At 68.3% G+C, this 13,233-nt stretch carries 10 protein-coding genes and 1 pseudogene; 10 read left to right on the top strand and 1 reads right to left on the bottom strand.

What is annotated here, in order from left to right:
* Window positions 1-4 precede the first annotated feature (4 nt).
* From AACX88_RS07840 to AACX88_RS07805, 8 genes and pseudogenes are all read left to right on the top strand, one after another.
* The gene (locus tag AACX88_RS07840; protein WP_339392477.1) at window positions 5-1,747 is read left to right on the top strand and encodes a purine-cytosine permease family protein; all 1,743 of its coding nucleotides are present in this window, start codon (window positions 5-7) and stop codon (window positions 1,745-1,747) included.
* Complete coding sequence (locus AACX88_RS07835; RefSeq protein ID WP_339392476.1) at window positions 1,747-2,049, top strand: urease subunit gamma; 303 nt, start codon at window positions 1,747-1,749, stop codon at window positions 2,047-2,049. The genes AACX88_RS07840 and AACX88_RS07835 overlap by 1 nt, the downstream gene beginning before the upstream one ends.
* Before the next feature lie 85 nt (window positions 2,050-2,134).
* Window positions 2,135-2,590, top strand: a complete 456-nt coding sequence (gene ureB, locus AACX88_RS07830; protein ID WP_339392475.1) for an urease subunit beta — start codon at window positions 2,135-2,137, stop codon at window positions 2,588-2,590.
* Window positions 2,590-4,293: an urease subunit alpha gene (locus tag AACX88_RS07825; protein WP_339392474.1), complete on the top strand. Its 1,704-nt coding sequence runs from the start codon at window positions 2,590-2,592 to the stop codon at window positions 4,291-4,293. Before ureB ends, AACX88_RS07825 begins: the two co-directional genes overlap by 1 nt.
* Before the next feature lie 14 nt (window positions 4,294-4,307).
* Window positions 4,308-5,102 (top strand): urease accessory UreF family protein, encoded by a 795-nt coding sequence (locus AACX88_RS07820; RefSeq protein WP_339392473.1) that lies wholly within the window; start codon window positions 4,308-4,310, stop codon window positions 5,100-5,102.
* A pseudogene (ureG, locus tag AACX88_RS07815) lies at window positions 5,095-5,838 on the top strand (urease accessory protein UreG); the annotation flags it as partial. The gene AACX88_RS07820 and the pseudogene ureG, both read left to right, overlap by 8 nt.
* A gap of 167 nt (window positions 5,839-6,005) precedes the next feature.
* Complete coding sequence (locus tag AACX88_RS07810) at window positions 6,006-7,184, top strand: urease accessory protein UreD (RefSeq protein ID WP_339392472.1); 1,179 nt, start codon at window positions 6,006-6,008, stop codon at window positions 7,182-7,184.
* Window positions 7,181-8,350, top strand: coding sequence for a HoxN/HupN/NixA family nickel/cobalt transporter (locus AACX88_RS07805; protein WP_339392471.1), 1,170 nt, complete (start codon window positions 7,181-7,183; stop codon window positions 8,348-8,350). Before AACX88_RS07810 ends, AACX88_RS07805 begins: the two co-directional genes overlap by 4 nt.
* 646 nt (window positions 8,351-8,996) lie before the next feature.
* Here AACX88_RS07805 and AACX88_RS07800 read toward each other — a convergent pair.
* Window positions 8,997-10,325: an LPXTG cell wall anchor domain-containing protein gene (locus AACX88_RS07800; protein WP_339392470.1), complete on the bottom strand. Its 1,329-nt coding sequence runs from the start codon at window positions 10,323-10,325 to the stop codon at window positions 8,997-8,999.
* 609 nt (window positions 10,326-10,934) lie between these two features.
* On the opposite strand from AACX88_RS07800, the gene AACX88_RS07795 reads away from it, so the two are divergent.
* Together AACX88_RS07795 and AACX88_RS07790 are read left to right on the top strand one after the other, a co-directional pair.
* Window positions 10,935-11,807 carry a DUF1206 domain-containing protein gene (locus AACX88_RS07795; RefSeq protein ID WP_339392469.1) on the top strand — a complete coding sequence of 291 codons (873 nt, stop codon included), beginning with the start codon at window positions 10,935-10,937 and terminating at the stop codon, window positions 11,805-11,807.
* Window positions 11,808-11,937: 130 nt separating this feature from the next.
* Window positions 11,938-12,870 (top strand): diacylglycerol/lipid kinase family protein, encoded by a 933-nt coding sequence (locus AACX88_RS07790; protein ID WP_339392468.1) that lies wholly within the window; start codon window positions 11,938-11,940, stop codon window positions 12,868-12,870.
* The last annotated feature ends 363 nt before the right edge of the window (window positions 12,871-13,233 follow it).

Here is a 13,233-nt window from a genome sequence, read left to right as displayed (position 1 = left end):
CACCATGACAGTGACCGCAGACGGGTCGGCCACGCCGCCGGCCGGCAGCAATGAGGCGAAGGCCGCGGCGAAGGAGAGTCTCGAGGACTACACGCTGCGGTTCGCACCGCGGTCCTACCGCACGTGGGCGCCGGCCGTGGTCGCGACGAGCGCACTCGGCGGCATCGCCTACCTCGCCGACTTCTCGATCGGTGCGAGCATCGGGCTCGCGCACGGCACGGCGAACGGCATCCTCGGCATCCTCACCGCCGCGATCATCATCTTCCTCACCGGCTGGCCGCTCGCGTTCTACGCCGCGCGCTACAACCTCGACCTCGATCTCATCACCCGCGGGGCCGGATTCGGCTACTACGGTTCGGTGATCACGAACATCATCTTCGCAACGTTCACCTTCATCTTCTTCGCCCTCGAGGGCTCGATCATGGCCCAAGGGCTCTACCTCGGTCTCGGACTCCCACGCCCCATCGGCTATCTCGTGTCCACGGTGCTCATCTTCCCGCTCGTCATCTTCGGCATGAAGGCGCTCGCCCGGCTGCAGGTCTCGACGACACCCCTGTGGCTCGTCCTCATGGTCGTCCCCGTCGGCTACCTCATCGCCTTCCAGCCCGACTCCGTCAACTCCTTCTTCGCCTACCAGGGGGAGAACGGGGAGAGCGCGAACTTCGCCTCGGCGATGCTCGCAGCCGGCGTCTGCCTCTCGCTCATCGCCCAGATCGCCGAGCAGATCGACTACCTGCGCTTCATGCCCCCGCGCACCCCGGCCAACCGTCGCAGCTGGTGGGCCGCCGTCATCCTCGCCGGACCCGGCTGGGTGATCTTCGGGGCGACGAAGCAGATCATCGGCATGTTCCTCGCCGTCTACCTCATCGCCAACGTCCCCGGGGCGACGAGCTTCGCGACCGAACCGGTCCAGCAGCTGCTCGCCACCTACGAGCAGATGATGCCCCAGTGGCTCGCCCTCCTGCTCGCCGTCGTTCTCGTCGTCATCTCGCAGGTGAAGATCAACGTCACCAACGCCTACTCGGGTTCGCTGGCCTGGACGAACGCGTACACGCGCATCACCAAGCGCTATCCGGGACGGATCACCTTCCTCGTCGTCAACCTGCTCTTCGCGCTCGCGCTCATGGAGCTGAACATGTTCGACTTCCTCAACGCGATCCTCAGCTTCTACGCGAACCTCGCGATGTCGTGGATCTGCGTCGTCGCCGCGGACATTGCGATCAACAAGTACGTTCTCGGTCTCTCGCCGAAGACACCGGAGTTCCGTCGGGGCATGCTCTACGACTGGAATCCCGTCGGAGTCGTGTCCCTCCTGCTCTCGGGAGGGGTGTCCATCGCCATCTACTTCGGGGCGTTCGGTGCCGCCGTGCAGCCGTTCTCGCCGCTCTTCGCCGTGGGTATCGCGATCGTCGCGACCCCGCTCATGGCGATCCTCACCCGGGGCCGGTACTACCTGCGCCGCCGGGACGACGGCATCGATGTGCCGATGTTCGACGAGCACGGCAATCCCACCGATGTCACTCTGTGGTGCCACGTGACGGAGATGGAGTTCGAGCGTCCGGACATGATCGCCTCGGCGAAGACCGGTCCGGACGGGCAGCCGCTCTATCTCAGCTCGCTCGCGCTCTCAACCGACCGCCTCGGCGAACATGTCCTGCCTGCCGACCCCGGTGGGGCACGGCCGAGTGTCACGCGGGGGCGGGCCGAGGTCGGGCGCGAGTCCGCCGACCCCGGCCGGGAGCGCTGATGCACTTCACCCCCGGTGACACCGAGAAGCTGCTGCTCTCGGTGGCCGGCATGATCGCCCGCGACCGGCTGTCACGCGGAGTGCCGCTCAACCACCCGGAAGCCGTGGCGCTGCTGAGCACGTGGGTGATCGAGCGGGCACGGGAAGGCGCGAAAGTCGAGGAGCTCATGGTCGAAGGCAGGGAGGTGCTCAGCCGGGACGACGTCCTCGACGATGTCGCCGCCATGCTCCACGACGTTCAGGTCGAGGCGACCTTCCCCGACGGGCGCAAGCTCGTCACCATCCACAACCCCATCGACTGAGCAGGGACGGCTGACCGCGGCCAGCCGGCCGCGATGGATCGACCGAGACAGACACGACTGAAACCAACCGACCGAGAGGACGCCCATGGCAGGAACGAGAGACCACGGGCCCGGTGCGGTGCGCGTGCGCGAGGGAACCCGAGTGCTCAATCGCCGCGACTCGGCGGGGGAGACCGGGACCGTGACGATCGAGAACACCGGCGACCGCCCGGTGCAGATCGGTTCGCACATCCACCTTCCCGACGTCAACGCCGCCCTCGCCTTCGATCGGCGGCAGACCGACGGCTTCCGTCTCGACGTCCCCGCGGGGACGTCGGTCCGCTTCGAACCCGGAGTCTCCCGCACCGTGCCGATCGTCAGCCTCGGCGGGCGGAGGGTCGTCCCGGGACTGCAGATCCGCGGCGATGCCGGCGGCAATGCCGATGACCTCACCGAGGTTGCCGCCCCGACCGTCGCAGCCGACCGCACCAGCGTTGCCGGCCCAACCAGCGTCGCTGACCCCACCGCCAACGATCCCATCGCTGAGGCGGGTGACTGTTGATGGCGGAGATCTCGGCCCAGCGCTACGCCGCGCTCTACGGTCCGACCACGGGTGACCAGGTCCGCCTCGGCGACACCGATCTGTGGATCGAGATCGAGGAGGATCGGACCTTCGGCGGGGACGAAGCGGTCTTCGGCGGCGGAAAGTCGATCCGGGAGTCGATGCTCCAGGGGACGACGACCCGCGCCGAGGGTGCACCGGACACCGTCATCACCAACGTCATCGTCCTCGACTGGTGGGGCGTCGTCCGCGCCGATGTCGGCATTCGGGACGGCAGGATCACCGCCCTGGGACGGGCCGGCAACGACGACATCGCCGACGGCGTCGATCCGGCGCTGCGGATCGGACCGTCGACCGACGTCATCTCCGGCGAAGGACGGATCCTCACCGCAGGCGGCATCGACTCCCACGTCCACTTCCTCTCGCCCTCCCAGATCCATGAGGCGCTCGCCACCGGCATTACCACTGTCATCGGCGGTGGCACCGGTCCCTCGGAGGGCAGCAAGGCGACGACGGTGACCCCGGGCGCCTGGAATCTGGGCACGATGCTCGCCGCCCTCGACGATGTGCCGGTCAACGTGCTCCTGCTCGGGAAGGGCAACACGGTCTCCGCGGACGGCCTCGCCGAACAGGCCCTCGGTGGTGCCGCCGGCTACAAGATCCACGAGGATTGGGGCGCGACTCCCGCCGCGATCGACGCCGCCCTGCGCGCCGCCGACGAGCACGGCCTCCAGGTCGCCCTCCACTCGGACTCGCTCAACGAGTCCGGTTTTGTCGAATCGACGATCGCCGCGATCGACGGACGCAGCATCCACGCGTTTCACGTCGAAGGCGCCGGCGGCGGCCACGCCCCGGACATCCTCTCGATCGCGGCTCTGGAGAACATCATCCCCGGATCGACGAACCCCACCCTGCCGCACACGGTCAACACCGTCGCCGAACACCTCGACATGCTCATGGTGTGCCACCACCTCAACCCGAGCGTGCCCGAGGACCTCGCCTTCGCCGAATCCCGGATCCGGGCGACGACCATCGCTGCCGAGGACATCCTCCACGACCTCGGCGCGCTGTCGATCACGTCCTCGGACGCACAGGCGATGGGCCGCATCGGCGAGGTCATCACCCGCACCTGGCAGGTCGCCCACACGATGAAGCACCGCCGCGGCCGCCTCGGCGAGAACCTGCCTGCGGACAACGAACGGGCACGCCGCTACGTGGCGAAGTACACGATCAATCCCGCGATCGCGCATGGCATCGACGAGCACGTGGGGTCCGTCGAGGCCGGGAAGATGGCCGACCTGACGCTGTGGGATCCGCGCTTCTTCGGGGTGCGACCGGACCTCGTCATCAAGGGCGGGACGATCGCGTGGGCGGGCCTCGGCGACCCGAACGCCTCGATCCCGACACCGCAGCCGGTGCTCATGCGACCCGCGTTCGGCGAGGCGATCGGCGCGCAGCGATCGGTCTCGTTCGTCTCCCCAGCCGCAGTCGAGGACGGGCTGCGGGATCGGCTCGGCCTGCGACGGGAGCTGCTGGCCGTGCGTCCGACGCGGTCGGTGGGCAAGGCGGACATGCGCAACAACGACGCCCGGCCGGCCATCGACATCGAGCCCGACACGTTCGCGATCGCCATCGACGGCGAGCCCGTCACCGCCGCCCCCGCCACCGTCCTCCCGCTCGCCCAGCTCTACCAGATGTTCTGATGGGGAGCCGACCGATGAGCGCGGGAACGACAGGCCGGGGAACGATGGGTGCGCTGGTGCCCGGGGCCGCCTCGGGAACGGTCTCCCCGGGAACGGTCGATGCCACCGTGCCGGGGGCCGCCTCGGCGACCCTGATGCTGCTCCTCGCCGATGCCCGCCTGCCGGCCGGGGCGCACGTGTCGTCGAACAGCGTCGAAGCCGGCCTGCGCAATGGACTGACCCCCGCCGAGGTGGCCGCCTACATGCGTGCCCGAATGCGCACCGTCGTCCGCGTCGAAGCCGGTGCCGCCGTCGTCACCCGGCATGTTCTGGTGGCTGAGGATGCCGCCGGCGCCGAGGAAGCCTGCGCCGATCCCGCCGCTGTGCTCACGACGGTGACCGCCGAATGGGCGGCGCGCACCCCCAGCCCGGCACTGCGGGAGATCGCCGAGGTGCTCGGGGCGGGCCTGCGCCGCGTGGCCGTGGCACTGTGGCCCGGCCTGGCCGGCGTGCTTCCGAGGCGGGGGACTCCACGACCTGTCGTGCTCGGCGCGATCGCCGCGGCCGCCGGGATTCCCGCCGTCGACCTCGTCCGGATCGTCGCCTACGACGATGCGCAGACCGTGGCCGCCGCGGTCCTCAAACTCGAACCGATGGACCCGATCACGGCCACCGGTTGGGTGCTCGAGGCATGCACTGCCTTCGAGGACTCCGTCGCCGACCTGGCGACGCTCACCGCCCCCGCAGCGATCCCCGCTGCCGGGGCACCGCTCATCGAGGTCTGGGCGCAGGCCCAGTCCGCACTGCCGAGGAGGCTGTTCCGTGCCTGAGTTCCCCACCCCACACCGTTCCCTGCGCCTGGGCGTCGCTGGTCCCGTCGGCACCGGCAAGAGTTCGCTCATCGCGATGATCTGCCGGGCCATGGCCGCCGAGATCCGCATCGGTGTCATCACCAACGACATCTACACCGACGAGGATGCCCGCCTGCTCCGTGCCGCCGGGGTCCTCGAACCCGAGCGGATCCGCGCGATCGAGACCGGGGCGTGCCCGCACACGGCAATCCGCGATGATGTCACCGCCAACCTCGCCGGGGTCGAGGACCTCGAGGCGGACTTCGATCCGCTCGACCTCGTCCTCGTCGAGTCCGGTGGTGACAACCTCACTGCGACGTTCTCCCCGGCGCTCATCGACGCGCAGATCTTCGTCCTCGACGTCGCCGGCGGCGGTGACGTGGCGCGCAAGGGTGGGCCCGGCATCGGGCGTGCCGATCTCCTCGTTGTCAACAAGACCGACCTCGCCCCCTATGTGGGCGTCGATGTCGAGCAGATGATCTCCGACGCCGAGGCGGCCCGTGACGGTGGTCCCGTGCTCGGTCTCTCGCGCACGGACGAGGCATCCGTGGCCCGTCTGCGGGCGTGGCTGCTCGGCCTGCTCGAAGCGCATCGAGCCGGTGCGCACGAACCGCAGGATCCCGGTCCGATGGCCCCGCACTTCCACGCCGACGAGGACGGCGGCTACGTGCATTCTCACGACGAAAAGCACGGGGACGGTGGGCATTCCCACAGCGGGCACGCGCACAGCGATGCGCACACGACGGGCGATCATTCGTACGGCGAGCACGGGCACGCCGAGGCGGTCGGCGACAAGGCCGTCGGTGGTGCGACCGTCGGTGCCTCCGCGCCGGTCCCAGACCTGCCTGCCACCGCAGACACCTTGACCGCATCCGGCCGGAGATGACGCACATCGCCGTCGACCAGGTCGCGGGGAGGGATCTTCCGAAGGTCCGTCTCTCTCCCGGTCTGCTGCAGCCGCGACTCGTGTCCCGCGGGGCAGGAGGTCACGCCCATGTGGCTCTCGTTGCCGGGGGAGCGGTCCTCCTCAGCGGGGACGCGGTCAGCATCGAGATCAGGGTCGGCGCGGGATGCACGCTGGTCGTCGAAGACGTCGGCGGCACCGTTGCCTACCCGGCCGCGCCGGCTGCCTCGGACGTCCTGCATTCCCCGGACGCCTCGACAGTCCAGGACGCGCAGACGGCCCTGGCCGCCTCGACTGCCCGTGACGCCGCGAGTGCCCCGGCTGCACCGGCCCGTGCAGCGCCGACAGGTGAGGGAGTCTCGACGTGGGACGTCGACATCGAGGTCGCCGACGGTGGCCGTCTCATCTGGGAGACCTTTCCCTTCGTCGTCGCCACGGGGGCGCGCGTTAGTCGATCGACCCGGGTGCGTTTCGGCACCGAATCCGCGGTCTGCCTGCGGGAGACGATCGTGCTCGGGCGAACCGGGGAGACCGGTGGCGCGATGACGAGCAGCACCGATGTCCGTGACTGCACAGGCGGCCCGGTCTTCGTCGAAGACCTCGCCATCGATGGCAATGAACCGCTGCCGGGCGTGCTCGGGGAAGCCTCGGTGCTCGACACCGCGATGCTCTTCGGCAGGAGGAGCCGCACCGAAGACTCAGATCATCAGATCCTCGACCTCGCCAGTCCTGGAGCCATCGCGCGAGCGGTCGGTAAGGCCGCGCATGCATCTCATGTCGACGTCGTGTGGGACGACTGGACGCAGTTGGTGCTGGAACCTTGCGGAAACCAGGACGATCACACGCGCGTCGGCACCCGCCCCGACAGTGACAAGAAAGCACGCTCCGACTGTGACGTCGGCGCCCTCACCGGCAGCGACCCCCGCACCGATGTCGACACCAGCCTCGGCGCCGACGCTCACGCAGTTATGCGACCCGAGGAGGTCTCCCAACCACTCGTGCCCACCGGCCAGCTGCGCCCACAAGCCATCGACCCCGACGCGGTCGATCTGCGCCCCCAAGTCGACAGACATCCCCGGCCGACCTCACCGACCGGCAACGAGAAACCGCCCCCATCCGGCGAACGACTGACAACACTCGAGGAGGCGCGCCCATGAGCGTGACAGCAGACCATCAGACCATCACGCGCACGAAGTCGGGCACACCGTGGACGACCAAACTTCCGATCGTGGTGATCACGACGCTCGCGGTCGTGGGCGTCGGCCTAGTGTTCGCGTCGACGAGCGAGATCGGTCCCGTCGCAGCGTGGGGCCTGGCGGCAACAGCGGTGCTGCTCGGTGCCCGTCACGCCCTCGATGCCGACCACATCGCCGTCATCGACAACGTCACCCGCCGACTGGCGACCGCCGAGCAGTCGCGACCCACGACCAACGACCAGTCTCCGCCCGCGACTTCCGGCCCACGCCGCGCGAACTCCGGCTTCGTCCCCGCGGACCCTAGCTCTCACCCCGCGAACTCCGGCCGTGCTCCCTTCACGAACTCCCACCGCACTCGCCTCGAGGGCGGAGCCGTCGGGTTCTGGTTCGCCCTCGGTCACTCGAGCGTCGTCATCGTCACCGCCGCGTTCGTCACGGCCGGAGCCGGAGTGGCGCGCAGCCTCGTCATCAGCGACGACTCGGACCTGCGGGAGGTGCTCGGCATGTGGGGCCTGCTGTTCGCGACCTCCGTCGTCGCCGTCTTCGGCATCGTCAACCTCTTCGCGTTCATCCGTCTGCTGCGCCGTGACGTCGGGGACGACGGGACCGGCGGCACCGCCTCGGCGGCCCGGGGGCCTCTGGTCACGGTCTTCTCCCGACTCATCGGAACGGTCGATCGACCGGCGCGCATGTACCCGATCGGTCTGCTCTTCGGGCTCGGGTTCGACACGGCCGCGACGATCGGGCTGATGATCGCCGCCGGCACAACGGCCGCGAGCACCTCGCCCCTGCTCGCGCTCTCCCTGCCGTTGCTCTTCGCCGCCGGCATGGCCGCGTGCGACACGGGCGACAGCGTGATGATGGCCAGGCTCTACCGGTGGGCGGCCGGTGACGGAGGACGTTTCCGCAGGTACAACCTCGTCGTCACGGGGCTTTCGGTTCTCGTCGCTGCCCTTGTCGTAATCGCCGGATTCGCCGAGGCGGGTGCCGAGACCCACCTGTTCCGCCTGCCGTCCGTCGACACCGAGTACGTCGGCTTCGCCGCGACCGGTCTCTTCATCCTCATCGCCGTGCTTGCCGTGGTCGCTGCACGAAAGCGGGCGCGGACGCCCGTCGCGCCGCGGTGAGTTGGTGGGGCCGGAAGCAGCCGGTCGCGTCACGTTGAGTCGGTGGGGCCGGGTTAAGCCGGTCGTGCCGCACCCCGACGCTGACGGTACGTGATCCGGTCAGTCCCCCTCCGGGCTGACGTCGGTCAGAGCTCACTCCAGTCTGTACAGCCCAGTTCGCGAACTGAGCTGTACAGACTGGAGTGAGCTGGAACTGCCGTCGCTGGCTGCGCTTGCTCCTGCGCAGCGGTGATCCAGCCCATCGGGGGCCAAGCGCAGCCAAGACTCCCCGCATTGCGGTGACTGCGCGCCCTTCGGCGACTATGGGCCTTGACGATCCGGTGCAACGGCGACCGGACCCGGCGACGGCCCCGTACAACGACGACCCCGTGCCACCGTGACCGCGCGCAGCGACGATCTGGCGCAACACGGACCCGTCTCCGGTGCGCCGGACCAGTTGCCCAAGCGGCGGACACGCCTCGTGCGCACAGATCAGGGGGACCAACTTCGAGCGGGCATGACACGAGGCGCCCTGTCCGACACCCATGTGGGAATCGGACGGAACGCCTCGTGTCTGTCAGTTGCCCAGCCTCTCGATCGTCGCACCCGCCTGGCTAAGGGTGGCCGGCCCGATGACGATCAGCTGAGTTGACGAACTCCGGTCGGATCAGATGTCCGACGGGGAGACTGCTGCACTCCGGCGGCGCTTCGTCATGACGACTGCCGCACCACCGACGAGGAGGAGGGCCGCGCCGGCTGCGAGGCCGCCGAGCTCCATACCGGTGCGGGGGAGGTCGCCGCCGCCACCGGCGTTACCGCCGTCGTCATTGCCGCCTCCGCCACCACCGGCGTTGGCCTCGTCCTCGACCGAGAACTCGCCGGAGAGCTTGTCGTCACCGCAGGTGACGGTCACCGAGTAGTCGCCGATGTAGGCGCTCGGGTTCGACGCCGAGGTGCCGTAGACATTGACGAACGCCGTGCCCTTGTCGTCGGCCTTGACGGTGCGGTCGAAGGCCGTGACGTTGATGTCGCTCTTGGGGTTGACGAGGAAGCGGACGTCTTCGCCGGGCTCGCAGTTCTCGATGGTGACCTTGACGCCCTTCTTCTGGTTGACGAAGTCCTTCGGGCTGACAGTCTCAGGGGAGATGATCAGCTTGGCGTCGGCAGCCGGGGTGGTCGGCTCTTCGGTCGCGTCCTCGGTGACGGTGAACACCACCGCTTCGGTCTTCTCGCCGGTCTTGTCGTCGACGAACGCGACGACGTACTTGCCGACCTTGGCTGCGCCCTCGGGTGCGATGAGCGTACCGGAGATCTTGCCGTCCTCATCGGCAGTGATGACGTCGGCCTGCTTGCCGGCCTGGGCGGCCTGCACGCCTGCCTTGTCGCCCGACTGCGGGGTGGAGATGCCCTCGATCGAGACGGTGCCGCCGGGGGTGAAGCCCTCACCGGAGAACTTCAGTCCCTTGCTCTCGATCTCCGAGACGCTGATCTTCTCCGAGGCGAACTTCGCCTTCGGGTCGACAGCGGGAGCGGTCGGCTCTTCGGTCTCATCCGGGGTGACGGTGAAGGACGCGTCATAGGTCGCGGACTCGGTGCCACGGTCCACGGTGACGGTGAAGTTCACCGGTCCGCTCGGAACAGCCTTGGGATCGCCGGAGTCGTTGACGATCGTGAAGGTAACCGTGGCGCCTTCGGCGACGGTCTCCTCACCGGTCAGGCTGTCGGTGACGACGTCGCCGGCCTCAAGGCCGGTGACAGTGACGTCGACGCCCTTGTCGGCGAGGTCGGTCTGCGAGATCTCCGTGGGAGACACCGACACGGACGCTTCGATCTTCTGCGCGTCCGCTTCGGCCGTCTTGGACTCGCCGCCCGTGGCAGAGGTCTGGACTCCGGTACGGGAGAAGGCATCGCCGGAGTTCGGCGCGGCGATGACGGGGGATGCTGCGAGGCCGGTGATGGCGAGGGCCACCACGGGAGCGAGCACGAGCTTCTTCATTCTGATCCTTCGGGTGCGAGGGGAGGAAAGGTTTCCGAAGGTAACAGTAATGAAACATTCACAACGCACATAGTTTAGAACGTTTTGGTCACCGTCTTCGGGCAGATTTTCCTGCCGGCAGCTCGGAATCGCGTCGAGTTGCGGGGTGACGGCAGGGTCGACGTAAGGTCGGGATCGCGTCAGGCGCCGAGGTTCTGGCCGGTCGCGTGCTGGCCGATCGTGAGTCCGCCGAGACTTGCCCGCAACCTTGCTCCCGCAGGCCGTAACCCGCCTGCAACTTTTCTCGCCGCGACCGGCACCCTCTTCCCATGACCCGGCAATCTCAGACCCGCCTGCAACCTTCCTCGCACCAACCTGCAACCCCCGACAGCAACCCCTGCTGCCCGCAATCTGACCGCGCCCTCTTCCTCCGCCGCCACCAGGACCGCCTGTCGCCACCAGGAACGTCCACCCCCCCACCAGGAAAACCTGCCACCACCAGGAAAACCTGCCACCACCAGGAACGCCCACAACCCGCCCCGCACCCGTCCGCGACCCGCCTGGTGAGACAAGAACCCTTGACAGCAGGGATGACGGTGCAACACTGAAACCTATGACTGGAGACGTGCTGTGACTGGAGATTCGACGATCAAGCGGGCCGCGAGCAAGGCCGACGATGCGGCGGTCAGCGCCGCGGACAGCAAGTGGTTCGAGCGGGTGGCTCGGGTCGGCTTCATCGCCAACGGCCTCGTCCACATCATCCTCGGTGCGACCGCTGCCGGTCTGGCGCTGGGCAAGAGCGGCGAAGCGGAACAGTCCGGTGCGATGCAGCAGATGGCCTCACAGCCCTTCGGCATGGTGCTGCTGTGGCTGTGCATGCTCGGCTGCGCGCTGCTGGCGCTGTGGAACCTCGCCAATGCCTTCTTCGGCACGGCCACCCTGCGCGGACACGGGTCGAACGATCCTCGCGACGAGCACGGGCGCGAACGCTGGAAGGACTTCGTACTCGCGATCGCCCAGGGCATCACCTATGCGGCCGTCGCGGTGCTCTTCGGCAAGTTCGTCTTCGGACAGGGCTCCGATTCGGGCCAGTCCTCGCAGCAGGCATCATCGACGCTGGCGCAGGCCCCGGGCGGAATCCTCCTCCTCGTCGTCATCGGCGTGGTCGTCACGATCATCGGCATCGTGTTCTGCGTCAACGGCATCCGCCGGAACTGGAAGGACGATGTGCGCACGCCGCGTTCGAGCGCGGTGGCGAAGCTGCTGACGATCACCGGCGTCCTCGGCCACCTCGGCAAGGGGGCGACCCTCATCGCCGTCGGCATCCTCGTCATCGTCTCCGGGGTCACGGGAGATCCCGAGAAGTCGACCGGCGTCGACGGCGCGCTCAAAGCCATGCGCGAGCAGCCCTTCGGCACGTACCTCCTCCTCGGCGTGGGCGTCGGACTCGTCCTCTACGGAGTCTTCCTCTTCCTGCGCGCCCGATACGACAAGATGGATTGATCCGACGGAGTCCCGGGAAACTCCGCCGTGCATCGAGAGGACTGCGTTAGTGTGTGGTCTGAAGCCGCCGGGCCGCGGCCGATGATCGACCAGCATCACAGCCAGCAGAACGTCTGCGAAAGGACCTGACATGAGTGCCAAGCGCATCGGAATCGTGTGGAATCCCGCGAAGACCGAGAAGGAGGATCTCGAGGCGGCGCTGCCCGAGGGCACCGACCTCACCGTCTCCTGGTACGAGACCGAAGAGGACGACCCGGGGGAGTCGGCGGCCAAGGCGGCCATCGCCGACGGCGCCGAGGTGGTCATCGCCGCCGGAGGCGACGGCACCGTCCGGGCAGTCGCCGGGCACCTCGCCGAGACCGGAGCCGATGTCGACCTCGGCATCGTCCCGCTCGGCACCGGAAATCTCCTCGCCCGCAACCTCGAGGTCCCCTTGAACGACCTGGCTGCCGCGATGACGCGGGCGATCGACGGCACGCCGCAGCGGATCGATATGGGCTGGGTCGAGATCGCTCTCCCCGAAGGCAACGAGCACCAGCCGTTCGTCGTCATGGCCGGGTTCGGCATCGACGCCCACATGATCACCGAGACCAACGACGACCTCAAGGACAAGGCCGGCTGGCTCGCCTACGTCGAATCCCTGGGTCGGGCGGTCTCGGCCAGCGACGTCATGGAGATCAAGCTATCCCGCGAGGGCGAGGACCTCGACGACGAATTCGCGCACACCCTCATCGTCGGCAACTGCGGCACCCTCCAGGGCGGCATCACGCTGCTCCCGGACGCCGACCCTGCTGACGGCGAACTCGACGTTCTCATCCTCAAGGCCGACGGTGTCACCGGCTGGCTCGACACGATGAAGAACATGGTCTGGGACAACGGCATCCGCCGCATCGTGTCCAAGGACGATTCCGCGCAGAGCAGCGACACCGCGATCCACCAGAGGGTGTCCTCGCTGACGATCGAACTCGAGAAGCCGCGGGTGGTCGAGGTCGACGGCGACGAGCTCGGTGAGACGGAGCGCATCGACGTGAGCATCTCCCCGTCGGCCCTGAGCGTCCGCTGACTCGCAGGAATCCCTTCGCCGAGGCAGTCGCCGAGATCGCATGATCCGTGCCCGATCCCGGGCGGTCGTTCGACGAGGCGGGTCGCAGCTCATCGCTCGAACGACGACGGTCTCCTGCCGAGCATTTTCCTGATGCGACGACGGTCCTGCCGAGCGATCGCATCGAACGACGACGGTCCTGCCGAGCGATCGCATCGAACGACGAGGAACCTGCCGAACGATCGTATGACGCACAGATGCCTGTGGCCCCGACCGAAGTCGGGGCCACAGGCATCGGCGCTGGCGCTCAGTCCGGCGGTCCGGGCGGAGGCCTCAACAGCATCAGCAGCTCGGCGCGGATCGCCCCGTCAGTGACAGAGCACG

The organism is Brevibacterium metallidurans, assembly GCF_037101285.1.
Classification (GTDB): Bacteria; Actinomycetota; Actinomycetes; order Actinomycetales; family Brevibacteriaceae; genus Brevibacterium; species Brevibacterium metallidurans.
Note: the sequence above shows the minus strand (reverse complement) of the source record. Positions and strands in the feature narration are given on the sequence as shown.

Excerpts from the sequence above, each read along its gene's own strand:
- AACX88_RS07840 (WP_339392477.1), top strand. The coding sequence starts at position 5 with ATGACAGTGACCGCAGACGGGTCGGCCACGCCGCCGGCCGGCAGCAAT.
- AACX88_RS07835 (WP_339392476.1), top strand. The coding sequence starts at position 1,747 with ATGCACTTCACCCCCGGTGACACCGAGAAGCTGCTGCTCTCGGTGGCC.
- ureB (WP_339392475.1), top strand. The coding sequence starts at position 2,135 with ATGGCAGGAACGAGAGACCACGGGCCCGGTGCGGTGCGCGTGCGCGAG.
- AACX88_RS07825 (WP_339392474.1), top strand. The coding sequence starts at position 2,590 with ATGGCGGAGATCTCGGCCCAGCGCTACGCCGCGCTCTACGGTCCGACC.
- AACX88_RS07820 (WP_339392473.1), top strand. The coding sequence starts at position 4,308 with ATGAGCGCGGGAACGACAGGCCGGGGAACGATGGGTGCGCTGGTGCCC.
- AACX88_RS07810 (WP_339392472.1), top strand. The coding sequence starts at position 6,006 with ATGACGCACATCGCCGTCGACCAGGTCGCGGGGAGGGATCTTCCGAAG.
- AACX88_RS07805 (WP_339392471.1), top strand. The coding sequence starts at position 7,181 with ATGAGCGTGACAGCAGACCATCAGACCATCACGCGCACGAAGTCGGGC.
- AACX88_RS07800 (WP_339392470.1), bottom strand. The coding sequence starts at position 10,325 with ATGAAGAAGCTCGTGCTCGCTCCCGTGGTGGCCCTCGCCATCACCGGC.
- AACX88_RS07790 (WP_339392468.1), top strand. The coding sequence starts at position 11,938 with ATGAGTGCCAAGCGCATCGGAATCGTGTGGAATCCCGCGAAGACCGAG.